We start from the raw sequence: 23,312 nt of genomic DNA, 5'->3' as shown, positions 1-23,312 counted from the left end.
GGCTGTCACGCCCCGGCGCGCGCCGCCATCCGTGCCTTGCGCGCGGCCAGCTTCTCGTCGAACTTGCGGGCCTCCGCGTCGAGCCCGCCCATGTAGAGACCGAGCTCCTCCTGTGCCTTCATGCCCTCGGGGCCGAGGCCGTCGATCTCCATGATCTTCAGGAAGCGGATGACGGGCGCGAGGACGTCGTCGTGGTGGATGCGCATGTTGTAGACCTCGCCGATGGCCATCTGCGCGGCGGCGCGCTCGAAGCCGGGCATGCCGTGGCCGGGCATCCGGAAGTTCACGACGACGTCCCGGACGGCCTGCATGGTGAGGTCGGGAGCGAACTCGAACGCGGCCTTCAGCAGGTTCCGGTAGAAGATCATGTGCAGGTTCTCGTCGGTCGCGATGCGCGCCAGCATGCGGTCGCACACGGGGTCACCGGAGTGGTGGCCGGTGTTGCGGTGCGAGACGCGGGTGGCGAGCTCCTGGAAGGCGACGTACGCGACGGTGTGGAGCATCGAGTGCCGGTTGTCCGACTCGAAGCCCTCGCTCATGTGGGACATCCGGAACTCTTCGAGCTTGTCCGGGTCCACCGCGCGCGAGGCGAGCAGGTAGTCGCGCATCACGATGCCGTGCCGGCCCTCCTCCGCGGTCCAGCGGTGCACCCAGGTGCCCCAGGCGCCGTCACGGCCGAAGAGGGAGGCGATCTCGTGGTGGTAGCTCGGCAGGTTGTCCTCGGTCAGCAGGTTCACCACGAGGGCGATCCGGCCCACCTCCGAGACCTTCGACTGCCCCTTCTCCCAGGCCTCGCCGTCCTCGAAGAAACCGGGGAAGTTACGGCCGTCGCTCCACGGCACGTACTCGTGCGGCATCCAGTCCTTGGTGACCTTCAGATGCCGGTTGAGTTCCTTCTCGACGACTTCCTCCAGGGCGTACAGCAGCCGCGCGTCGGTCCATTCGCCGGACGGGCTGCCGAGGTGGGGAGAAGTGATCGACACAGAGGCTCCAGGGGGACGTACAGGGAACGGGACGTTCGGTGCTGCCACGGGCGGGCGACCTGAACCTACGGCATCGTAGGCTACGAATCCGTAGGTTACGATGCCGTAGGTTAAGTGTGCTGTAAAGACCGCTGATCAGCGGGTTCCCCAGAAGCGATCGGCGGCATGCCGAAGGCCCCGAGGACCAGCAGGTCCCGGGGCCGAAGAGCCGAAGCGATCGCTCCGTCAGGCGTACAGACCGCGCAGCCGCACCGAGAGGCATGTCACACAGCCCTCGAGCTTCTCGAACTCGCTGATGTCGACCATGACGGGCTCATAGCCGAGGTCGGAGTACAGCTCGGCCGTCTTCGGCGCGCTCGCCGCCATCAGCAGCTTGTCGCCGCCGAGGAGCACGACATGCGCCCCGGCCTCCTCCGGCACCGGCAGGAAACGCCCGAACAGCGACGGGGTGTCCATCTTCGGGATGTGCCCGACGACCGTGCCGTCGGGCAGCGCCGTGACCGCCGACTTCAGATGCAGCACCTTGCTCACCGGCGCGGAGACCACCCGCGCCCCGAGCGGCTCGAACGCGGCCCGCAACTGCTGGATCCCGGCCGCGTTGGTGCGCCCGCCCCGGCCCACGAACACGGTGTCGCCGACCTTGAGGACGTCACCGCCCTCCAGCGTGCCCGGGGCCCAGACCCAGTTCACCGAGCAGCCGAGCGCGGCCACGGCCTCCTCGATCCCCTCGGTCTCGTCCCGGCGGGACTCGGCTCCGGGGCGCGCGATGAGCGCCACGTTCTTGTACATGACGACGGTGTCCTCGACGAACACCGAGTCCGGGCAGTCGTCGGCCGGGTCCACCTCGATCGTCTCCCAGCCGTGTTCACGCAGGGCTTCGCCGTACGCCTCCCACTGCTCGACCGCGAGGTCGACGTCCACCTCGGTGCGTTCGACGTGCGTGACGAGGCCTTCGGCCAGGCGGGGGCTGGGACGGCGGACGAGGGCCTTCTTGCTGGGCACGTGGGTGACTCCGAATCGAACGACGGTTTTCCGGCGTCCGTGAAGCGACGCCGGTCCGCCATCATGCAGTCCCGGCCCACCAGGACAAAACCCCCGCGGGCAGGCTGTGGCCCTCCTGAGATACTCGGCGGTAGCCGCGTGCCCGGTCGCCGCCCCCGCCGGCCGCCCGCCTCAGTCCGCCGTCCCGATCTCCTCCGGGGTGGTCGCCCGCAGCTCTCCCTCCTCCATCAGCAGCCACCGGGTGATCCCGATCGACTCCAGGAACGGCAGGTCGTGGCTGGCCACGATCAGGGCGCCCTCGTACCCCTCCAGCGCGGTCGTCAGCTGCCGCACGCTCGCCATGTCGAGGTTGTTCGTCGGCTCGTCCAGCATCAGCAGCTGCGGGGCGGGCTCGGCGAGCATCAGGGCGGCGAGGGCGGCCCGGAAGCGTTCCCCGCCGGAGAGCGTGGCCGCCTGCTGGTCGGCACGGGCGCCTCGGAACAGGAAGCGGGCCAGCCGCGCCCGGATCCGGTTGTTGGTGGCGTCCGGCGCGAACCGGGCCACGTTCTCGGCGACCGTCAGCTCGTCGTCGAGGACGTCGAGGCGCTGCGGCAGGAACCGCATCGGCACATGGACCGTCGTCTCGCCGGCCACCGGCTCCAGCTCTCCGGCGATCGTCCGCAGCAACGTGGTCTTGCCCGACCCGTTGCGGCCGACCAGGGCGATCCGCTCCGGGCCGCGCAGGTCGAGGCCGCCCTTCACCCGGGCGCCGTACTTCAGTTCCAGGTCCAGCAGGGTGAGGACGCCACGGCCCGGCGGCACGGCCGTGTACGGCAGCTCGACGCGGATCTCGTCCTCGTCCCGTACGGCCTCCACCGCCTCGTCGAGGCGTTCCTTCGCCCCGGCGAGCCGCTCCTCGTGCAGGATGCGGTGTTTGCCCGCGGACTCCTGGGCCGCCCGCTTGCGCCCGCCCGCGACGATCTTCGGTACCCGCTTCTGGTCCTGCATCTTCTGCCCGAACTTCTTGCGCCGGGCCAACTTGACCTGTGCGTCGACGAGTTCACGCTTCTGCTTCTTCAGATCGGACTCGGCGACCCGGACCATCCGCTCGGCCGCCTCCTGTTCGGTGGCGAGCGCCTCCTCGTACGCGGAGTAGTTGCCGCCGTACCAGGTGACCTCACCGGAGTGCAGATCGGCGATCTGGTCGACCAGGTCCAGGAGTTCGCGGTCGTGGCTGACGACGACCATCACCCCGGACCACGCCTCGACCGCGTCGTACAGCCGGCGCCGCGCGTACAGGTCGAGGTTGTTGGTCGGCTCGTCCAGGAGGAGGACGTCCGGGCGGCGCAGCAGCAGTGCGGCCAGCCGCAGCAGCACCGACTCGCCGCCCGAGACCTCACCGATGGTGCGGTCCAGGTCGACGTGGCCCAGCCCGAGTTGGCCGAGGGTCGCCAGTGCGCGTTCCTCGACGTCCCAGTCGTCGCCGACCGCCGCGAAGTGCTCCTCGGCCACGTCGCCCGCCTCGATGGCGTGCAGCGCGGCGCGGGCGGTGGCGATACCGAGCGCCTCGTCGACCTTCAGGCCGGTGTCGAGCGTGACGTTCTGCGGGAGGTAGCCGACCTCGCCGGCCACCCGGACGGTGCCGTCGGTCGGGGTGAGTTCACCGGCCATCAGCTTCAACAGGGTTGATTTCCCGGACCCGTTGACGCCGACGAGCCCGGTCAGGCCGGGGCCGAACGCGATCTGCAGATCGTCGAAGACGGGGGTGCCGTCGGGCCAGGCGAAGGACAGGGAGGCGCAGGTGAGGGAAAGGGGAGTAGACATGAGGAACCTCGCGGGTGCGGGAAGCGGCCAGGGGCGACGCGTTCGAAACACCGCGAGGGCGACATACGGCGGGGGCAAGAGAAAAGCCCGCTGCCGAGGGGACGGCTCGTACGCCGAGGTCGCACGCAACGCACACAGGGGCGCCGGGATACGGCGGGGTGTGTGACGCGGTGTCTCAGGACCTCAGACGAGCAACGTCCTTCTCCAATCGACGGCAACAGGACCGTGGAACAACGTACGGAGGGGCCGGAAGGGTGTCAACGCGATTAACGACCCGACCGGCTTCCGGGCCGGCACCCGGAGCGGCCGCCCCCGGCGGAGCGGGGCGGCGTCTGGGGTGTGGCCTCAGCAGGCGTCGCGCATCAGTTCCGCCAGGTCGTGGTCCAGGTCGACCTGGTGGTGTTCCAGGCCGAGCGGCACCAGATCCATCGAACGCTCCAGGAAGCGGCGTACCTCATCGGCGTGGACGTGCACCACGGCCGTGCCCTCGGGGGCGTGGAACTCCAGGACCAGCCGGTCGTAGCCGTACGGGCGGACCCGTACGTCGCCGAAGCCGACCGAGTCCTCCATGCCGGTGACGAGCAGTTCGCGGGCGAAGGTCCAGCAGACCTCGACGCCCTCCAGCGTGGCCGGGGCGGGGAAGGTCATACGGACGGCGAAGGGATCGCGACGGTCGTAGTGGAGCGTTGCGGGAATGCTCGGCATCCGCGGCGCGGCGGCGACGAGACGGGCCTCGACGGGCTGCTCGATGACGATGGACAACGCCTTGCTCCCTTGTGACGGGTGGACGGATTCCGGTTGACTGAGGCCGGGCAATTGCAAAGACGCCGGATCGGGCCGATCCGTGCACATGAGGGTCGAGTGACCTCTGTCACCGGGCCCAATCACTGTGGTGATCGATTTCTCATCCCGCGTTCCGGGATATGGGAGAGGACACCGGACGCCGCCCGGTGGTTCCCGGGCGAGGGCATCTGGACGGCACCTCGTCGGTGCACTAGCTTCGCCCGCCATGAGGGGCTTGGGGCAGTCGAGGCGGATGAGTCGGACGAGTCGGACGATGACGACGGGCCTGGCCGCGGTGGCACTCGCCGCCGCCCTGGCGGTGCCCGCGCAGGCGAAGGGGGACGCCCGTCCACCGCGCTGGGAACTGAAGGAGACCGGCACTGACGTGCGCTTTCGCGGTCTTGCCGCGGTCAGCCGGACCCACGCGTGGCTGGCGGGTTCCGCCGGCACCGTGCTCCGTACCGGCGACGGGGGCAGGACCTGGCGCAACGTCTCACCGCCCGGCGCACAGGATCTGCAGTTCCGGGACATCGAGGCATTCGACGCACGCAGGGCGGTCGTCCTGGCCATCGGCGAGGGGGAGGCCTCCCGCGTGTACCGCACGGACGACGGCGGTGCGACGTGGACCGAGTCCTTCCGCAACACCGATCCGCGCGCCTTCTACGACTGCCTCACCTTCTTCGACCCCCGCCACGGGCTCGCCATGAGCGACCCGGTGGACGGGAGATTCCGCATCCTGTCCACCGAGGACGGCGGCCGCTCCTGGAAGGTCCTGCCGAACGAGGGCATGCCCCCGGCGCTGGAGGGTGAGGCGGGCTTCGCGGCGAGCGGGCAGTGCCTGGTCGGTTCGGGGCCGCGCGACGTCTGGCTGGCGACCGGAGGGGCGGCACGCGCGCGCGTGCTGCACTCCGCCGACCGGGGGCTCACCTGGACGGTCGCCGACACGCCCGTGCCGGCCGGCGATCCGGCCCGGGGTGTCTTCGCGCTGGCCTTCCGGGACCGGAAGCACGGCATCGCCGTCGGCGGCGACTACCGCGCCGACCAGCCGTCCCCGCGGGCCGCGGCCACCACCGGCGACGCGGGCCGCGCCTGGACGACGGCCGCGCAACCGCCGCCGGCCTACCGGTCGGGCGTCGCCTGGCTCCCGCACAGCCGTACGACCGCTCTCGCCGTCGGCCCCACCGGCACCGATCTGACCACCGACGGCGGCCGCACCTGGCGCACGGTCGACACCGGGTCGTACGACACGGTCGACTGCACCCCGGACCGGGGCTGCTGGGCGGCGGGGGAGCGGGGGCGGGCGGCCCGGCTGGAGAAGTGACCCGTGCGGGGGCGTTCCGGCAGGTGGGCGCGTGCGGGGTTGGTCCGGCCGAGAGGGGTACTTGTGGCGTGTTCGAATCACGAAAGGAGTGATCGGTCATGCCACGCGGTTCGAGCCCGAAGAGGGAACGCCAGTACGAGCACATCAAGGAGAGCGCCGAGGACCGCGGTGAGAGCGAGTCCCGCGCCAAGGAGATCGCCGCCCGGACCGTCAACAAGGAACGCGCCCGCTCCGGCGAGTCCAAGACCGCGAGCCGCAGCTCGACCCAGGACATGTCGTCGAGCAAGCGCGGTGGGCAACGTTCGCACAAGGGATCCGAGGGGCCCACGTACGACCAGCTCTACGCCGAGGCCAAGCGACGGAACATCCAGGGTCGTTCGGACATGAACAAGAGCCAGCTCAAGCGCGCCCTCGGCGACAAGTAGCCCGGGGCCGTGCGCTCGTGCCGGGATGCGTACGCTCGTGGACACCATGACGACCGTACGCATCCCCGCGGGCTGGCCCGCCACCGAAGAGCAAGCTCTGGCCGTGCAGGACGAGTTGCGGAGCAGGGTCGTCCTCGACGAGAGCGGACCGCCCCCGGGTACCGGACGGGTCACCGGCGTCGACGTGGCGTACGACGACGAGCGGGACGTGGTCGTGGCGGCGGCCGTGGTGCTGGACGCGGCCACCCTCGACGTGGTCGCCGAGACCACGGCGACCGGGCAGGTCTCCTTCCCCTACGTCCCCGGCCTGCTCGCCTTCCGCGAGATCCCGACGGTGCTGGCCGCGCTCGACGCGCTGCCGTGCGACCCCGGTCTCGTCGTCTGCGACGGCTACGGCCTCGCGCATCCGCGCCGCTTCGGCCTCGCCGCGCACCTCGGGGTCCTCACCGGCCTGGCCACGATCGGCGTCGCCAAGAACCCCTTCACCTTCACCTACGACGACCCCGGCACGGCGCGCGGCAGCGCGTCCCCGCTCCTCGCGGGCACCGAGGAGGTCGGCCGCGCCCTGCGCACCCGCGACGGCGTCAAGCCGGTCTTCGTCTCCGTCGGCCACCGCGTCGACCTCGACAACGCCTGCGCCCACACCCTCGCCCTCACCCCGTCCTACCGCCTCCCGGAAACCACCCGCCGAGCCGACTCCCTGTGCCGCCGGGCCCTGCGGACCACGACCGCCTGACTCCGGCAGGGGGCGGCGCCCCGGACCGCCTCGCGCATCCGCGCCGGTTCGGCCTCGCCGCGCACCTCGGCGTCCTCACCGGCCGCGGCTCGGTGCGCGCCCCGGCCGGATGGAGGCGTATCTGCCCGTCATGACCTTCGCGATCGCCTGATCGTCCCGGCCGCGACGGCACCGCTGGGCCGCCGGGACCGGTGGCTGCCCGGCCCACCGGCCCACCGACGCGCCGGCGTGCCGGCCGCCGAGTCACACCGGAGCGCCCGCCGTACGAGGCCGTCGGGGCACCGGTCGGGCGCACGCGCGGACCGGGTACCTGAGTACGAACTGAGTACCTGTACGGATGCCGGCGCCTCGTCATGATCGGCAGGCTGTGCCGTATGACGACGCACCGAGCCCCGAAGCCCGCCGCCAGCCCCACCCAGCCCGTCGAGCGGGCCGTGACGACCGGTCTGCTCCTCGCCGTGTTCGCCGGACTGGCCTGGATCGCCGGGATGGTCTACACGCTGACCGGGTGGGCGCAGTAGGCCGGTCGGCGCCTCACCGGGTCACCGGGTCGCCGCCACCCGGAACCTGATCCCCGCGGCGCGCAGCCGCTCGATCAGCGCGTCGCCCATCGCGACCGCCGTCGTGACCTGTCCCGCCGTGGCGGGGAGGTCGTCGAAGGCCAGGCACAGGGCGGACTCGGCGAACATCTTCGCCGTCTCGCCGTAGCCGGGGTCGCCGCCCGCGACCTCCGTGAAGACCCGGCGTCCGCCGCCCTCGCCGACGAAACGCACCGAGAACCAGCTCTTCGCCCGCTTCTCCGCACTCGGGCCCTCACCCGGCTTGAGCCGGTCGCCCAACCAGCGCCGTAGGGGCGGCACCTGGGCGGCGGCGACGACCGCGCCGACGAACGCGACGCCGCCCACCGCGAAGGGGAGCGTCCTGACGGCCGCGTAGTGGCGGTAGCGGAAGTCCGGACCGTAGCGCCGCAGGGCGCGCGCGGAGCGCTGCACCACCTGCGCGTCGATGGTCGGCAGCGGCAGCGCCCACGCCCCGACCTCCTTGGCGAACCGGGGCGCGCTCACCGGCGCGTACGCCCGGCGCCCCACGAGGCGCGGTTCGTGCCGCCTGCGGTCCTGCGCGGCGGCCATCGTCTGCCGGCCGCGGGAGAACCCGGTGAGCGCGGAGTTGAACGTGCCGCCCGAGAACATGCCCTCGGCGCGCACGAAACCGTCCACGGTGATCGGCACGTCCTCCGGGAGCTGCCGCACGGTGAAGTACGCGCCCAGGTCGTGCGGTATCGAGTCGAAGCCGGCCGCGTGCACGATGCGGGCGCCGGTCTCGCGAGCGCGTGCGTCGTGACGGACGTACGTGAGATCGACGAACTCGGGTTCGCCGGTGAGATCCAGATAGTCGGTGCCCTCGTCCGCGCAGGCGGCCACCAACTCCTCGCCGTGGGTGATGTACGGCCCGACGGTCGTGGCCACCACCCGCGCCTGGCGGGCGAGTTCGCGCACGGCGTCCGGATCGGACCCGTCCGCCCGGAGCACACCGATCCCCGCGCCTGAGGGCAGCCGTTCGCGCAGCGCGGCGAGCTTCTCCGCGTTGCGCCCGGCGATCGCCCAGCGCAGTCCTTCGGGCGCGTTCTCGGCGAGATACCGCGCGGTGAGCTCCCCGACGAACCCCGTGGCCCCGTAGAGCACGATGTCGTACGCCCGCTCGGCCCGCTCGGCCCTGTCCTGCCCCTTGCTCATGGAACCCCTCAGCACTCGCCCACGGCCCGCCCACGCGCCGTTGTCGGTGGCTGAGGCTAGCGTGAGGGACGAGCAGTCGAGTGCGCGGGATCCGGAGGTGGCCGTGACCGTACCGAAGAACGCCCTGAAAAAATGGGAGAAGGTGCGCGAGTTCGCCCTCGGGATGCCCGGCGCGGTCGAGGAGTTCCCGTGGGGCGAGAGCGTCGCGAAGGTCAACAAGAAGGTGTTCGTGTTCCTAGGGACCGATGACGGCGGCTATCCGCTGGGCGTCACCGTCAAGCTCAGGGACGAGGCGACGCATGCCCACGCCCTGACCTGTCCGGGCGCCGAACCCGCGGGGTACGGCCTGGGCAGGTCCGGCTGGGTGCGTGTCCCGCTGGAGGAGAAGGGTGCCCCGGGCGCGGAGCTGCTGTGCGACTGGGTGGAGGAGAGCTACCGCGTGATCGCCCCGAAGCGGCTGATAGCGGAGCTGGACGCCCGCTGAGGGCCGCTCCGCGGGTCCGACGAGGCCGGGCTGACACCTGCCGCGACTCCGGGCACAATGACCGAGCGGGTGACTAAGCGTTTGCTCATACGGGGCTTGTGCGGAGTGGAACACGTTCTTAGCATCACTGGTGTTACATCGTTTGTGTCATAGAGCTTGGGGGCTCGATGTCAGTGGCGAAGACGCCCGGGCACGGTCCGCTCGCCGGTGTGCGCGTGGTCGAACTCGCGGGCATCGGCCCGGGACCGTTCGCCGCCATGCTCCTCGGTGATCTCGGTGCCGACGTCGTCCGCGTCGACCGACCGGGCGGCGCCGGCCTCGCGGTGAACCCGCTGTACGACGTCACCAACCGCAACAAGCGGTCGGTGATCGTCGACCTGAAGTCCCCGGACGGCCCGGACACCGTCCTCGGTCTGGCCGAACGCGCCGACATCCTGATCGAGGGCTACCGGCCGGGCGTCGCCGAACGCCTCGGCGTCGGCCCCGAGACCTGCCACGCCCGCAACCCGGGACTGGTCTACGGCCGGATGACCGGCTGGGGCCAGCAGGGGCCGCTCGCCCAGCGCGCCGGCCACGACATCGCGTACATCGCCCTGACCGGCACCCTCGGCATGACCGGAGCGCCGGGCACCCCGCCCGTCGCTCCCGCCAACCTCCTCGGCGACTACGCGGGCGGCTCCCTCTATCTCGTCGTCGGCGTCCTCGCCGCCCTCCACCACGCCCGCGCGACCGGCGCCGGGCAGGTCGTGGACGCGGCCATCGTCGACGGCACCTCGCACCTGTCCGCGATGATCCACGGCATGCTCGCCGCCGGCGGCTGGCAGGACCGCCGCGCCGCCAACCTCCTCGACGGCGGCTGCCCCTTCTACGGCACCTACGAGACCGCCGACGGCCGGTACGTCGCCGTGGGCGCCCTTGAACAGCAGTTCTACGAGGAGTTCGTGGACCTCCTGGGCATCGGGGACCGGGCCCCGGCCCGCAAGGACACAGCCGCCTGGGGCGACCTGCGCGAGACGGTCGCGGCCCGCTTCAAGACCCGTACGAGGGACGAGTGGACGGCCGTCTTCGAGGGCTCCGACGCCTGTGTGGCCCCCGTCCTGTCGCTCCGCGAGGCCCCGCACCACGCGCATCTCGCGGCCCGGGGCACCTTCACCGACTTCGGCGGCATCACCCAGCCCGCCCCCGCGCCCCGCTTCTCCGCCACCCACACCTCGGTCCGCACCGGACCCGCCCAGCCGGGCGCCGACACGGCGGAGGTGGCCCACGACTGGGGCATAGCGGGCCTCCTGCCCGACAGGCGGGCCGAGGACGCGCCCGCCGAGGACGGCCCCGCGAAGGACACCGACTGACACCGGCCTCCGGGCCGCACCCTCCCGCCACTGGAAAGGCCAGACTCGTGAGCACCGAAGCGTACGTGTACGACGCGATCCGCACCCCGCGCGGCCGCGGCAAGGCGAACGGCTCCCTGCACGGCACCAAGCCGATCGACCTCGTCGTCGGACTGATCCACGAGGTCCAGGGCCGCTTCCCCGGCCTCGACCCGGCCGCCGTCGACGACATCGTGCTCGGTGTCGTGGGTCCGGTCGGAGACCAGGGCTCCGACATCGCCCGGACCGCCGCGATCGCCGCCGGACTGCCCGACACCGTGGCCGGCGTCCAGGAGAACCGCTTCTGTGCCTCGGGCCTGGAGGCCGTCAACCTGGCCGCCGCGAAGGTCCGTTCGGGCTGGGAGGACCTGGTGCTCGCCGGTGGCGTCGAATCGATGTCCCGGGTGCCGATGGCGTCGGACGGCGGCGCCTGGTTCAACGACCCGATGACCAATCTGGCGGTCAACTTCGTACCGCAGGGCATCGGCGCCGACCTCATCGCCACGATCGAGGGATTCTCCCGGCGCGACGTGGACGAGTACGCGGCACTGTCCCAGGAGCGCGCGGCGGCCGCCTGGAAGGACGGCCGGTTCGACCGGTCCGTCGTCCCCGTCAAGGACCGCGCCGGACTCGTCGTCCTCGACCACGACGAGTACCTGCGGCCCGGCACCACCGCCGACTCGCTCGCCAAGCTGAAGCCGTCCTTCGCGGACATCGGCGAACTGGGCGGCTTCGACGCGGTGGCGCTGCAGGAGTACCACTGGGTCGAGGAGATCGACCACGTCCACCACGCGGGCAACTCCTCCGGCATCGTGGACGGCGCGGCCCTCGTCGCCATCGGCACCAGGGAGATCGGCGAGCGCTACGGCCTGCGCCCGCGCGCCCGGATCGTCTCCGCCGCCGTCTCCGGCTCCGAGCCCACCATCATGCTCACCGGCCCCGCGCCCGCGACCCGCAAGGCCCTCGCCCGGGCCGGGCTGACCATCGACGACATCGACCTCGTCGAGATCAACGAGGCGTTCGCCGCCGTCGTGCTCCGCTTCGTCAAGGACATGGGCCTCTCGCTCGACAAGGTCAACGTCAACGGCGGCGCGATCGCGCTCGGCCACCCGCTCGGCGCGACGGGGGCGATGATCCTCGGCACGCTGGTCGACGAACTGGAGCGCCAGGACAAGCGGTACGGGCTGGCCACGCTCTGCGTGGGCGGCGGCATGGGCATCGCGACGATCGTCGAACGCGTCTGAAACCCGGCGGAACCAAGAGACTTCTACGGAGAGCCCCGCTATGACCGAGAGCACCACCATCCGCTGGGAACAGGACCGCACGGGCCTCGTCACCCTCGTCCTCGACGACCCCGACCAGTCCGCGAACACCATGAACCAGGCGTTCCGCGACTCCCTCGCGGTGATCACCGACCGCCTGGAGGCCGAGAAGGACACCGTCCGCGGCGTCATCATCACCTCCGCCAAGAAGACCTTCTTCGCCGGCGGCGACCTCCGCGACCTCATCAAGGTCACCCCCGACACCGCACAGCAGCTGTTCGACGGCGGCCTGGAGATCAAGCGCAACCTGCGCCGCATCGAGACCCTCGGCAAGCCGGTCGTCGCGGCGATCAACGGCGCCGCCCTCGGCGGTGGTTACGAGCTGGCCCTCGCCTGCCACCACCGCGTCGCGCTCGACGCCCCCGGCTCCAAGATCGGGTGCCCGGAGGTCACCCTCGGCCTGCTCCCCGGAGGCGGCGGCGTCGTCCGCACCGTCCGGCTGCTGGGCATCACCGACGCCCTGCTGAAGGTGCTGCTCCAGGGCACCCAGTACTCCCCGCAGCGCGCCCTGGAGAACGGCCTGATCCATGACGTGGCCGCCACCCAGGACGAGTTGATGGACAAGGCCCGCGCGTTCATCGACGCCAACCCCGAGTCGCAGCAGCCGTGGGACAGGCCCGGTTACCGCATCCCCGGCGGCACCCCCGCCCACCCGAAGTTCGCGGCGAACCTGCCCGCCTTCCCCGCCACCCTGCGCAAGCAGACGAACGGCGCGCCCTACCCGGCGCCGCGCAGAGTCCTCGCCGCCGCCGTCGAGGGCGCCCAGGTCGACTTCGAGACCGCCCAGGTCATCGAGGCCCGCTACTTCGTGGAGCTCGCCGCCGGGCAGACCTCCAAGAACATGATCCAGGCCTTCTTCTTCGACCTCCAGGCCGTCAACTCCGGCGCGAACCGCCCCCAGGGCATCGCGCCCCGCCAGGTCCGCAGGGTCGCCGTCCTCGGCGCCGGGATGATGGGCGCCGGCATCGCGTACTCCTGCGCCCGCGCGGGCATCGAGGTCGTCCTGAAGGACGTGACGCCCGAAGCGGCCGCGAAGGGCAAGGGGTACTCGGAGAAGCTCTGCGCCAAGGCGGTCGCCAAGGGCCGCACCACCCAGGAGAAGGCCGACGCCCTCCTCGCCCTGATCACCCCCACCGCCGACCCGGCCGACCTCGCGGGCTGCGACGCCGTCATCGAGGCCGTGTTCGAGAACACCGAGCTCAAGCACAAGGTGTTCCAGGAGATCGAGGGGGTCGTGGCACCGGACGCCCTGCTCTGCTCCAACACCTCCACCCTCCCCATCACCGAGCTCGCCGAGGGCGTCGTCCGCCGGTCCGACTTCATCGGCCTGCACTTCTTCTCGCCCGTCGACAAGATGCCCCTCGTCGAGATCATCAAGGGCGAGCAGACCGGCGACGAGGCCCTGGCCCGCGCCTTCGACCTGGTCCGTCAGATCAAGAAGACCCCGATCGTCGTCAACGACTCGCGCGGCTTCTTCACCTCCCGGGTCATCGGCCACTTCATCGACGAGGGTGTCGCGATGGTCGGCGAGGGCATCGAGCCCGCGTCCGTCGAACAGGCGGCGGCCCAGGCGGGCTACCCCGCCAAGGTCCTCTCCCTCATGGACGAGCTGACCCTCACCCTGCCCCGCAAGATCCGCGCGGAGTCCCGGCGGGCCGTGGAGGAGGCGGGCGGGACATGGACCGTCCATCCGGCCGAGGCCGTGATCGACCGCATGGTCGACGAGTTCGGCCGCCCCGGCCGCAGCGGTGGCGCCGGGTTCTACGACTACGGGCCCGACGGCCGCCGCGCCAAGCTCTGGCCCGGGCTGCGCGAGCACTTCACGCGGCCGGGGTACCGGATCCCCTTCCAGGACATGCAGGAGCGGATGCTCTTCGCGGAGGCCCTGGACACCGTGCGGCTGCTGGAGGAGGGCGTTCTCACCTCCGTCGCCGACGCCAACATCGGGTCCGTCTTCGGGATCGGGTTCCCCGGGTGGACCGGTGGGGTATTGCAGTACATCAACGGTTACGAGGGTGGGCTCCCGGGGTTCGTCGCGCGAGCGCGTGAGCTGGCCGGGCGTTACGGGGAGCGGTTCGAGCCGCCGGCGCTGCTGGTGGAGAAGGCGCAGAAGGGGGAGCGGTTCGAGGACGCGTGAGGTCGTGGGGCGGCCGGGGCTCTTCTCGCCCCCGCCGTCCCTGCCCGTCCCGTCCACCACGGGCTGCGCTCCTGACGGGCGCGGTTCATCGTCCGAGTGGGGCCGAACCATTCGGCGGCGGGAGGGAGTTGGGCATGGTGGTGGCCGGGAACATCGACGAGGTCGTGGACGGGCTAGCCGGGGTGGTGCGGGAGGCGCGCCGGGACCGTGACCGGGTGGGGTACTTCGCCGCGCTGTACCGGCAGGTGACCGTCGAGGTCCGCACGGCCATCCACGAGGGGTTGTTCGACGACGGCCCCCGCATGGACCGCTTCGACACACTCTTCGGCAACCGCTATTTCGAGGCCCACGACGCCTGGCGCCGTGACCGGAGCGGGCCGCGCTGCTGGCGCGAGACGTTCGGGCTGCTCGACGACCCCGACACCGTCATCGTCCAGCACATGCTCCTCGGCGTGAACGCGCACATCAACCTGGACCTGGCCGTCGCCGCCGCGCGGACCAGCCCGGGCGAGGACATCCACGCGCTACGACGCGACTTCCTCCTGATCAACGACATCCTCGGGCGGGTGGTGCTGGCGGTGCAGGACTCGCTCGGCGCGCTGTCGCCGCTGATGTCGCTGCTGGATCAGGTGGGAGCCCGCACCGACGAGCGGATCCTCGACTTCAGCGTGCGACGGTCAAGAGAGGAGGCCTGGTTCAACGCCGTGCTGCTCGCGGGCCAGAGCGAGGAGGAACGCGCGGCCACCATCGAGCGGCTCGACATCCGGGCCGCCGTCCTCGCCCGGTTGATCGCCCGTCCCGGCGGCCTCGTCCGACCGGCCCTGCAGCTGATCCGCGGCACCGAGAGCGACGACGTGCCCGCCGTCATCACCCACCTGGACCGCGCCGTGCGGTGAGCCCCGGGCCGGGGCGAGCAAGCACGACAGACCCCCCTCCCGCGGCGCGAGCGCGAAGCCTGGCTGTGAAAGGTGTTCAGGACTCAGCCGTCCACTGGCTCAGCTCGTCCTTCAACGACCGTTGGAAGGTCGTCAACAACGCCTGCACGACCAGCGGTTGCATATGCGCCGACAGCGACTTCACGGCCTGCGGATCCCGTTCCGCCACCGCGTCGCGGAAGAGCCGCGACAACTCCTGGGCCGCCGCGCGCGAGTGCTCGATCAGTACGGTCCGCGCGGCGCGGATCGACTCCTCCGACAGCGGTACGCCGAGCAGCTCCACGCCCAGTCGCAGCAGACCCGGGTCCACGCGGAGACCGTCACCGTCCCGTTCCACCACGCCCATCGCCACGAGCCGTTCGACATCCCGCTCGCCCAGGGACCGTCCCGCCCGCCGGTCGAGCTCCTCCCGCGTGAGCGTCGCCACCGCGTCCGGTGCCCAGGAGGCCACCACCGCGCGCTGGAGCGCGAGGTCGCGCGGGGTGAGGTCCGGCGGCAGCCGGCGCAGGTACCCCTCGATGGCGGCCAGGGTCATGCCCTGCCGCTGCAGCTCCTCGATCAGCGCGAGCCGGGCGAGATGGTCCGGGCCGTAGTGCCCGACCCGGCGGGGCCCGATCTCCGGCGGCGGCAACAGGCCCCGAGTGCCGTAGAAGCGGACCGTACGCACCGTGACCCCCGCCCGCGCGGCCAGCTCGTCGACGGTGAGAACGATGTCCTCGGAGCCGGAGCCGGAGCCGGAGCCGGAGCCGGAGCCGGAGCCGGAGCCGGAGCCGGAGCCGGAGCTCTCCCCGATGTCGGTCGTCATGCACAGCAGTATCGCTGTCCCACCAGTGCTGTGACACCTCGGTCGGCACCGACTGTCGGTGCCGCCCCGTACGGTGGCGTCATGTCGGGGATCACGTACATACGGGGCGACGCGACCCTGCCGATGGGCAAGGGGGTCAAGGTCATCGCCCACGTCAGCAACGACCTGGGCGGCTGGGGCAAGGGCTTCGTCCTCGCCCTGTCCCGCCGCTGGCCCGAGCCCGAGGCCGCCTACCGGGCCTGGCACCGCGACCGAGCGACCAACGACTTCGGACTCGGTGCCGCCCAGTTCGTCCAGGTCGGCCGCTACACCTGGGTCGCCAACCTGATAGGCCAGCGCGGCATCCGCACCGGCAGCAAGGGGGTGCCCGTTCGCTACGAGGCCATCGACACCGCCCTCGGCCTGCTCGCCGACAAGGCCCTGGAGCTGGACGCCTCGGTCCACATGCCCCGCATCGGCTGCGGACTCGCGGGCGGCAAGTGGTCCCGGGTCGAGCCCCTGATCACCGACCGACTGGTCCGGCGCGGGATATCGGTGACGGTGTACGACCACGGGGACTGATCCCGGGCCGGAGCGCGGTACCGCACCCGTGGGAACGGGTAGGGCACCGGTATGGATCTTCTCCCGATGGACATCGGCCCGTTGAACCCCGTCGTCGGGGAACTCGTCGTCGCGGCAGTGCTGTTCGTGCTCGTGTTCCTCTTCTTCGTCCGGTTCGTGCCCCGGATCCAGCGCGTCCTGGACGAACGGGAGGCCGCGACGAAGGGGACCGAGACCGAGGCCGAAGCCCTGCGGGAGCAGGCCCGGATCAAGCGGGCCGAGGTGGCGGCGGCCCTGGCCGAAGCCCGGCACGAGGCCGCCCGCATCCGTCAGCGCGCCGTCGAGGAGGGCACGGCCCTGATCGCCGAGGCCCGCGCCGACGGCCGGCGCGAGTACACCACCCTGCTCGCCGAGGGTCATGCCCGCCTCGCCGCGGACCGCGCCACAGCCGAGGCCGAACTCCGCGTCCACGTAGCGGAACTGGCCTCGGATCTGGCCGCCAGGATCATCGGAGAACCGATCGAGGCGAAGGTCCGCCCGCGTCCCTGAAAGGGGGCGAAACCGGGGGAGCGCTGTCGCGTCGGTGGGGAAGCCGCCGACGCGAAGCCGTTCGGCGTCTGTCGAGTCCCTGCGAGCCCGGACGTGTCCATGGCCGCTCCCGCCACAGGATCGCCATTCGGCCGTCACGAGCGATCCGGCCCCACGCTCCTTTCCGGCCACACCATGGCCGAAGTCCCGCGAGTCCCCGATAGTCCCTCTGTCGCACGGGAGTTGACCGCAGTACCGTCCGCGCATGCCGATACCTGTGCGACGCACACGCTTCACGACCTGGAGATCGCTCGCGACGGCGGCCGCGGCCGCCGCCCTCACGGCCACGTTCCTCACCCCGGCGGCCGCCGGCACCCCGACGTCCCGGACGAGTGAGCCGATCTACTCGTACGACGACGCCGTCCGCGAATCCGTCTGGGTGGACACCGGGCTCGACGGTGACCGCGACGGGAGGCCGGACCGGGTCGCCGTCGACATCGTCCGCCCGACTGAACCCGCCCGGCGGGGCCGCGAGATTCCCGTGATCATGGACGCCAGCCCCTACTACTCCTGCTGTGGACGCGGCAACGAGGGGCAGCGCAAGACGTACGACGCGAACGGGAACGTCGTCCAGATGCCGCTGTTCTACGACAACTACTTCGTGCCGCGCGGCTACGCCTTCGTCGCCGTCGACCTCGCGGGCACCAACCGCTCCGACGGCTGTGTGGACGTCGGCGGCCGCTCCGACATCCAGTCGGCCAAGGCTGTCGTCGACTGGCTCAACGGCCGGGGCCGGGCCTACACCACCCGCACGGGCACCACGAAGGCCAGGGCCGGCTGGACCAACGGCAGGACCGGCATGATCGGCAAGAGCTACGACGGCACGATCGCCAACGGCGTGGCCGCCACCGGAGTCGAGGGACTGGAGACCATCGTCCCGATCGGCGCGATCTCCTCCTGGTACGACTACTACTTCGCCAAGGGCGCCCCCCTCTACAACTCGGGCCCCGAGTGGCTGTCCGACTACGTCGAGAGTCCCGACGCCCGCGCCAAGTGCGGCCACGTCCAGCGCGAACTCGTCGACGGCGCCCCGCGCACCGGGGACCGGACCCCGCTGTGGACGGAACGCGACTACGTCAAGGACGTCCGGAAGATCGACGCCAGCGTCTTCGTCATCCACGGGCAGCAGGACCTCAACGTCCGCCCCAAGCACTTCGGCCAGTGGTGGGACGCCCTCGCGAAGCACGGCGTCGAGCGCAAGATCTGGCTCTCCGAGGTCGGCCACGTCGACCCCTTCGACTTCCGCCGCGCCGCCTGGGTCGACACGCTGCACCGCTGGTTCGACCACGAACTCCTCGGCTACGACAACGGCATCGACGACGAGCCGATGGCCGACATCGAACGCCACCCGGACCGGTGGGAGACGTCCACGGTCTGGCCGCCGCGCGCCACCAGCGCCACGACCCTCCGTCCGGCCGAGGGCGGTGAGCCCGGCGTCGGCACCCTCGGACTGCGCAAACGGTCCGGCACCGAGACCTTCACCGACGACCCCGCGCTGAACGAGACCGACTGGGCCGCCCACGTCGACAGGTCCACCCCGGAGAAGGCGGGCTTCGTCACCGCGCCCCTCGGCAGGGACCTGCGTCTGTCCGGCTCCTCCAAGGTGACCGTCACCGCCACGCCCACCACCTCCACCGCGCATCTCTCGGCGGTCCTCGTGGACCTCGGTCCGGACACCATCCGCGACTACGCGACCACCGGCGAGGGCATCACCACCCTCGCCGAGCGCACCTGCTGGGGCCCGAGCACCACCGGTGACAGTTCCTGCTTCCGGGAGACGAAGGCCAAGACCGCGGACGTCGACTACACGATCTTCAGTCGCGGCTGGGCCGACCTCGGCAACCACTCCTCCGCCACGGGAGCCCCGCTCACCCCCGGCACCCCGTACACGATCACCCTCGACCTGCACGCGAGCGATCACGTCGTCCCGGCGGGGCACCGCCTCGCGCTGATCATCGCGGGCACCGACGAGGACCTCATCGACCCGCCGTCGAGCACGCCCACCCTGACCATCGACCTCGAGCGCACCTCCGCGCAGGTCCCGCTGGTCGGCGGCAGCGCGGCCTTCGCGAAGGCCACCGCGGGAGCCGACGCCCGTCCGGAGTCCTCGGTCCTCGACGGCGTCCGCGACCCGAGCCGGGCCGCCCGCGTCCCGGGCGGTGGAGCATGAGGGCCCGGATCGCGGCACTGATCGCCACGGCGCTCGCGGTGCCCCTGCTGTCCACGCCCGCGCAGGCGACGGACACCCCCCGCACCACCCCGCCGCGCACGGGATTCGAGCGGTCGGGCGGCGCACGCTGGACCAGCCAGCCCGAGGAGCAGGCGTTCCTGGCCGCCGTCGACCGGGCGAGCGACCGGGTGTCGACGACCCGGATCGGTACGACCGAGCAGGGCCGCCCGCTCCAGCTCGTCCGTATCGGCACCCGCCCCACCTCGCGCACGGTCCTGCTCATCTGCAGTCAGCACGGCGACGAGCCCTCCGGCCGGGACGCCTGCCTCACCACCGTTCGCGACCTCGCCTTCGCCAGGGACGGGCGGACCGAACGGCTGCTGAGATCCACCACCGTGCTCGTCGTCCCCACCGCCAACCCGGACGGCCGGGCCGCCGACACCCGCGGCAACGGCGACGGCGTCGACATCAACCGCGACCACCTCGCCCTGCGGACCGCCGAGGCGCGGGCACTCGCCGCGGTCCTGCGCGACCGCACACCCGACATCGTCTACGACCTGCACGAATACGGTGCCACCCCGCAGTACTACGACAAGGACCTCTTCGACCTCTGGCCGCGCAACCTCAACACCGACCCGGCCGTCCACGGCGAGGCCCGCAAGCTCTCCCTCGACCACGTACGTCCGGCCGCCGGGGCCGCCGGCCACTCGACCGGCACCTACGGCATCTGGACCGACCCGGTCACCGGTGATCCGATCCGCCAGGTCGCCGGTGACGGCCAGGAACGCATCCTGCGCAACATGTCCGGAATCAAGCACTCGGTCGGGCTGCTGATCGAGAGCCGGGTGGAACCCCTGACGGCCGGCACCCCGGAACCGGCCAACAACCTGCGCCGGGTGAACTCCCAACTCGCCGCGCTGAAAGGCCTGTTCGGCTTCGCCGTCGAACGCGGCCGGCAGGTCGACCGGGTGACCGGCGCGGCCCGGCTCGTCGGCCTCCGTGACACCGGCCCGGTCTATGTCGGCGGCGCCGACAACGACCCCGCCGAACCCGCGGAGGTGATCCAGGACCCACCCTGTGGCTACCGGCTCAGCGCACAGCAGTACGAGGAGTTCGCGGACGAGCTGGCGCTGCACGGTGTCCGTGTGAGGCCGAAAAGCGACGGTGACGGCGTCCTCGTACCGCTGCGCCAGCACCTGCGCGCGCTGGTCCCGCTGCTGCTCGACGAGCGGGCGCCGTACCGCCTGACGCAGGGGGTGCCCGACACCGCCTGTTGAACGAGAAAGCATCGAGGTCACATGTGGTAGGGGTTCCTGGGCAGGAGAAGGTCAGTTCCGGCCACTCGCTGAAAGGTTCCACCTGTGACGCACGATCATCGCACCACCCACCACGGGGGAGGCGCGCTTCCGGGTTCGGAGGCGGGTCTCCCCGGCGGCGGGCGGCCCCGGACGGACCGCGTCGTATTCGGTGTGACGGCGGCGCTCACCCTGGCCTTCGTGCTCTGGGGCGCCATCTGGACCGACGCACTCGAAACCGTCTCCGGCAAGATGCTGAACGGCCTGATCCACAACGGTGGCTGGGCGTTCATGCTGGCCGCCTCCTGCTTCGTCGTCTTCGCCCTGTGGCTCGCGGTCAGCCGCTACGGCCGTATCCACCTCGGCGTCGAGGGCGAGAAACCCGAGTTCCGCACGGTCTCCTGGGTCGCCATGATGTTCAGCGCCGGCATGGGCATCGGCCTGATGTTCTACGGCGTCAGCGAGCCCCTCGCCCATTACACCGCGCCCCCGCCGGGCACCAGCCCCACGGGCTCCGGGGAACGCATGGAAACGGCGATGGCGACCACGCTCTTCCACTGGACGCTGCACCCCTGGGCGATCTACGCGGTGGTCGGACTCGGCATCGCCTACAGCACCTTCCGCAAGCAGCGCCGCCAGACCATCAGCGCCGTCTTCACCCCGCTGATCGGCGAGAAGCACGCCAACGGCGCCGCGGGCCGGGCCATCGACATCCTGGCGATCATCGCCACGATCTTCGGTTCGGCGGCCTCCCTGGGCCTCGGCGCCCTCCAGATCGGCTCCGGGTTCCGGGAACTGGACTGGATGAACAAGGTGAGCACGGGACTGCTCGTCGCCATCATCGCCGTCCTGACCCTGGCCTTCGTCGCCTCCGCCGTCTCCGGGGTGGAGAAGGGCATCCAGTGGCTGTCCAACACCAACATGGTGCTGGCCCTGGTACTCGCGATCTTCGTCTTCGTCGCCGGACCCACCATCCTGATCCTCGACCTCCTGCCCACCTCGGTCTTCTCCTACCTCGGCGACCTGCCGCAGCTCGCGGGCCGCACCGAGGCGTCCGGCGGCGAGGGCGTCGCCGACTGGCTCGGCAGCTGGACCGTCTTCTACTGGGCGTGGTGGATCTCCTGGACGCCCTTCGTCGGCATGTTCATCGCCCGCATCAGCCGCGGCCGCACCATCCGCCAGTTCGTCGGCGGCGTCATCCTCGTGCCCAGCACCGTCAGCCTCGTCTGGTTCGCGGTCTTCGGCGGCGCGGCGATGAAGCTCCGGGATCAGGGCCGGCTCGGTGAGGAGGCCACACCGGAGGGCCAGCTCTTCGCCGTCCTGCACGAGTTCCCCGCCGCCACGGTCTCCAGCCTGCTCGTGATGATCCTCGTCGGCATCTTCTTCGTCTCCGGCGCCGACGCCGCGTCCATCGTCATGGGCACGCTCTCCCAGCGTGGCGCGCTCGAACCCGGCCGCTTCGTCGTCGTCTTCTGGGGCATCGTCACCGGGGCCGTCGCCGCGATCATGCTCCTCGTCGGCAGCGGCCAGGGCGACGCCCTGACCGGCCTGCAGAACCTCACGATCCTGGCCGCCGCGCCGTTCGTCCTGGTCATGATCGGCATGTGTGTCGCGATGATGCGCGACCTGCGCCGGGACCCCGTGATGGTCCGCGAGGAGATGGCCTCCGAGGCGGTCGAACTCGCCGTCATCGAGGGCCACAAGCGCTACGACGGCGAGTTCGAGATCCGGGTCGGCCCCGGCCAGGGCACGGAGATCGAGGGGGACCCGATCGGTCATCGCGCGGAGTGAGGACGGCCGCGGGGAACGCCGCCGGGGCGCGGGGATCGGACACCGCAGGCCCGTCGTGGCCGGTCGCGTCGTTCCCCGCGCCCGTGCCGGGTCACCCGACGGCGAGTCGTGGGCACCGCTCCCCGCGCCCGTGACGTGTCAACCGGCGGCGAGCCGCGCGGCCTCCCTCGCACATCCCCACGCCACCGTGACCCCGGCCCCACCGTGCCCGTAGTTGTGCACCGACACCCGCCCGTCCGACCGGAGTTCGCGTTCCAGACGAACCGCCGGGCGCGAGGGCCGCAGCCCGACCCGGTGCTCGATGATCCGGGCCCCCGCGATCTCCGGCCGAACCGCCGCGCACCGCCGCACGATCTCCTCCGCGATCACCGGGTCCGGTGTCAGGGACCAGGCGTCCTCCTCCGCCGTACCGCCGAGGATCAGCCCGCCCGGCTGCGGCATGAAGTACGTGCTCTCGGAACCGGAGTGGTCCACCGACGTGAGCCAGGTGGTGACCCCGGGGTTCTCCACGACGACCAACTGCCCCCGCACCGGCCGTACGGAAGGGTCCGGCACCAGCTCGCGGGCGCCCAGCCCCGTGCAGTTGACGACCACGGGCGCGTCGACGGCGGAGAGGTCGGTCACCGTGCGCTCCTCCACCGCGCCGCCCGCCGCCACGAACCGCTCGCGCAGCCACCGCAGATGGACCGGCATGTCGATCAGCGGCAGCCGTGCCCACAGTCCGGCACCCGGGTACTCCTCGGCCGTCGCCACGCGCAGCCCGGCCACGCGTGCGGCCCACGCGCCGAGCCCGTCCAGCGACGTCTCGCCATGTACGCCCTCGACCATGCGTACGCCTGTCTCGTCCGGCCGGGCCGCCAACGACTCGTACACGGCGAGGGTGTCGAGCGCCCAGTCGCCGACCAACTCCTCCGGCTCGATCCGGTAGGGCCACCACAGTCCACCCGCGACGCCGGACGTCGCGCGCTCCCCGGGCTCCCGCGCCCACACCCGGACCCGTCTGCCGCTCTCCGCCAGAACGACGGCGGTCGTGAGACCGACGACTCCGCCACCGACCACGATCACATCACTGTTCGATTCACTGGTCACCCA

21 protein-coding genes are annotated in these 23,312 nt (G+C 71.5%); 14 read left to right on the top strand and 7 right to left on the bottom strand.

Annotation, left to right across the window (positions count from 1 at the left end):
- Positions 1–5: 5 nt before the first annotated feature.
- The 4 genes from RM704_RS19000 to ssgD form a co-directional block, all read right to left on the bottom strand.
- Positions 6–983, bottom strand: coding sequence for an acyl-ACP desaturase (locus RM704_RS19000; RefSeq protein WP_033529614.1), 978 nt, complete (start codon positions 981–983; stop codon positions 6–8).
- A gap of 225 nt (positions 984–1,208) precedes the next feature.
- Positions 1,209–1,985, bottom strand: coding sequence for a dimethylargininase (gene ddaH / locus RM704_RS18995; RefSeq protein WP_033529613.1), 777 nt, complete (start codon positions 1,983–1,985; stop codon positions 1,209–1,211).
- A 171-nt stretch (positions 1,986–2,156) separates the two neighbouring features.
- Positions 2,157–3,788, bottom strand: a complete 1,632-nt coding sequence (locus RM704_RS18990) for an ABC-F family ATP-binding cassette domain-containing protein (protein ID WP_033529612.1) — start codon at positions 3,786–3,788, stop codon at positions 2,157–2,159.
- A gap of 345 nt (positions 3,789–4,133) precedes the next feature.
- On the bottom strand, positions 4,134–4,550 hold the full coding sequence (ssgD, locus tag RM704_RS18985) for a spore wall synthesis regulator SsgD (RefSeq protein ID WP_033529611.1): 417 nt from the start codon (positions 4,548–4,550) through the stop codon (positions 4,134–4,136).
- Positions 4,551–4,845: 295 nt separating this feature from the next.
- On the opposite strand from ssgD, the gene RM704_RS18980 reads away from it, so the two are divergent.
- From RM704_RS18980 to mmpA, 4 genes are all read left to right on the top strand, one after another.
- Complete coding sequence (locus RM704_RS18980) at positions 4,846–5,892, top strand: WD40/YVTN/BNR-like repeat-containing protein (protein WP_033529610.1); 1,047 nt, start codon at positions 4,846–4,848, stop codon at positions 5,890–5,892.
- Positions 5,893–5,990: 98 nt separating this feature from the next.
- Positions 5,991–6,317, top strand: a complete 327-nt coding sequence (locus RM704_RS18975; protein ID WP_033529609.1) for a plasmid stabilization protein — start codon at positions 5,991–5,993, stop codon at positions 6,315–6,317.
- Positions 6,318–6,363: 46 nt separating this feature from the next.
- Entirely contained in the window at positions 6,364–7,053 is a 690-nt protein-coding gene (locus tag RM704_RS18970; RefSeq protein WP_192829755.1) for an endonuclease V, read from the top strand.
- Positions 7,054–7,427: 374 nt separating this feature from the next.
- Positions 7,428–7,574 (top strand): morphogenic membrane protein MmpA, encoded by a 147-nt coding sequence (gene mmpA, locus RM704_RS18965; protein ID WP_192829773.1) that lies wholly within the window; start codon positions 7,428–7,430, stop codon positions 7,572–7,574.
- Between the two features lie 21 nt (positions 7,575–7,595).
- Here the strand turns inward: mmpA and RM704_RS18960 are convergent, their stop codons facing one another.
- On the bottom strand, positions 7,596–8,786 hold the full coding sequence (locus tag RM704_RS18960; RefSeq protein WP_033529607.1) for a saccharopine dehydrogenase family protein: 1,191 nt from the start codon (positions 8,784–8,786) through the stop codon (positions 7,596–7,598).
- Between the two features lie 103 nt (positions 8,787–8,889).
- Here RM704_RS18960 and RM704_RS18955 point away from each other — a divergent pair, with 103 nt between their 5' ends.
- The 5 genes from RM704_RS18955 (at position 8,890) to RM704_RS18935 (ending at position 14,992) form a co-directional block, all read left to right on the top strand.
- A complete protein-coding gene (locus RM704_RS18955) occupies positions 8,890–9,270 on the top strand; it encodes an MmcQ/YjbR family DNA-binding protein (protein ID WP_033529982.1) in 381 nt (126 codons plus the stop codon).
- 167 nt (positions 9,271–9,437) lie between these two features.
- Positions 9,438–10,619, top strand: coding sequence for a CaiB/BaiF CoA transferase family protein (locus RM704_RS18950; protein ID WP_192829754.1), 1,182 nt, complete (start codon positions 9,438–9,440; stop codon positions 10,617–10,619).
- 47 nt (positions 10,620–10,666) lie between these two features.
- Positions 10,667–11,881, top strand: coding sequence for an acetyl-CoA C-acetyltransferase (locus RM704_RS18945; RefSeq protein WP_033529606.1), 1,215 nt, complete (start codon positions 10,667–10,669; stop codon positions 11,879–11,881).
- A gap of 40 nt (positions 11,882–11,921) precedes the next feature.
- A complete protein-coding gene (locus tag RM704_RS18940; RefSeq protein WP_033529605.1) occupies positions 11,922–14,096 on the top strand; it encodes a 3-hydroxyacyl-CoA dehydrogenase NAD-binding domain-containing protein in 2,175 nt (724 codons plus the stop codon).
- A 134-nt stretch (positions 14,097–14,230) separates the two neighbouring features.
- Positions 14,231–14,992 (top strand): DUF5995 family protein, encoded by a 762-nt coding sequence (locus RM704_RS18935; RefSeq protein ID WP_311590875.1) that lies wholly within the window; start codon positions 14,231–14,233, stop codon positions 14,990–14,992.
- Between the two features lie 76 nt (positions 14,993–15,068).
- Here the strand turns inward: RM704_RS18935 and RM704_RS18930 are convergent, their stop codons facing one another.
- Complete coding sequence (locus tag RM704_RS18930; RefSeq protein ID WP_033529604.1) at positions 15,069–15,836, bottom strand: MerR family transcriptional regulator; 768 nt, start codon at positions 15,834–15,836, stop codon at positions 15,069–15,071.
- A gap of 81 nt (positions 15,837–15,917) precedes the next feature.
- Between RM704_RS18930 and RM704_RS18925 the strand changes: the two genes are divergently transcribed.
- From RM704_RS18925 to RM704_RS18905, 5 genes are all read left to right on the top strand, one after another.
- On the top strand, positions 15,918–16,397 hold the full coding sequence (locus RM704_RS18925; protein ID WP_033529603.1) for a macro domain-containing protein: 480 nt from the start codon (positions 15,918–15,920) through the stop codon (positions 16,395–16,397).
- 51 nt (positions 16,398–16,448) lie between these two features.
- Positions 16,449–16,925 carry a F0F1 ATP synthase subunit B family protein gene (locus RM704_RS18920; protein WP_033529602.1) on the top strand — a complete coding sequence of 159 codons (477 nt, stop codon included), beginning with the start codon at positions 16,449–16,451 and terminating at the stop codon, positions 16,923–16,925.
- Between the two features lie 244 nt (positions 16,926–17,169).
- Positions 17,170–19,134, top strand: coding sequence for a Xaa-Pro dipeptidyl-peptidase (locus RM704_RS18915; RefSeq protein WP_033529601.1), 1,965 nt, complete (start codon positions 17,170–17,172; stop codon positions 19,132–19,134).
- The gene (locus RM704_RS18910; RefSeq protein ID WP_033529600.1) at positions 19,131–20,411 is read left to right on the top strand and encodes a M14 family metallopeptidase; all 1,281 of its coding nucleotides are present in this window, start codon (positions 19,131–19,133) and stop codon (positions 20,409–20,411) included. Before RM704_RS18915 ends, RM704_RS18910 begins: the two co-directional genes overlap by 4 nt.
- A gap of 84 nt (positions 20,412–20,495) precedes the next feature.
- Positions 20,496–22,220, top strand: a complete 1,725-nt coding sequence (locus tag RM704_RS18905; protein WP_033529599.1) for a BCCT family transporter — start codon at positions 20,496–20,498, stop codon at positions 22,218–22,220.
- Between the two features lie 138 nt (positions 22,221–22,358).
- On the opposite strand, the gene RM704_RS18900 is transcribed toward RM704_RS18905, so the two are convergent.
- Positions 22,359–23,309 (bottom strand): FAD-dependent oxidoreductase, encoded by a 951-nt coding sequence (locus RM704_RS18900; RefSeq protein WP_078937274.1) that lies wholly within the window; start codon positions 23,307–23,309, stop codon positions 22,359–22,361.
- Between the last annotated feature and the right edge of the window lie 3 nt (positions 23,310–23,312).

The sequence above is a fragment of the Streptomyces gottesmaniae genome, from assembly GCF_031845845.1.
Classification (GTDB): domain Bacteria; phylum Actinomycetota; class Actinomycetes; order Streptomycetales; family Streptomycetaceae; genus Streptomyces; species Streptomyces akebiae.
This window is presented reverse-complemented; position numbering and strand designations above follow the sequence as displayed.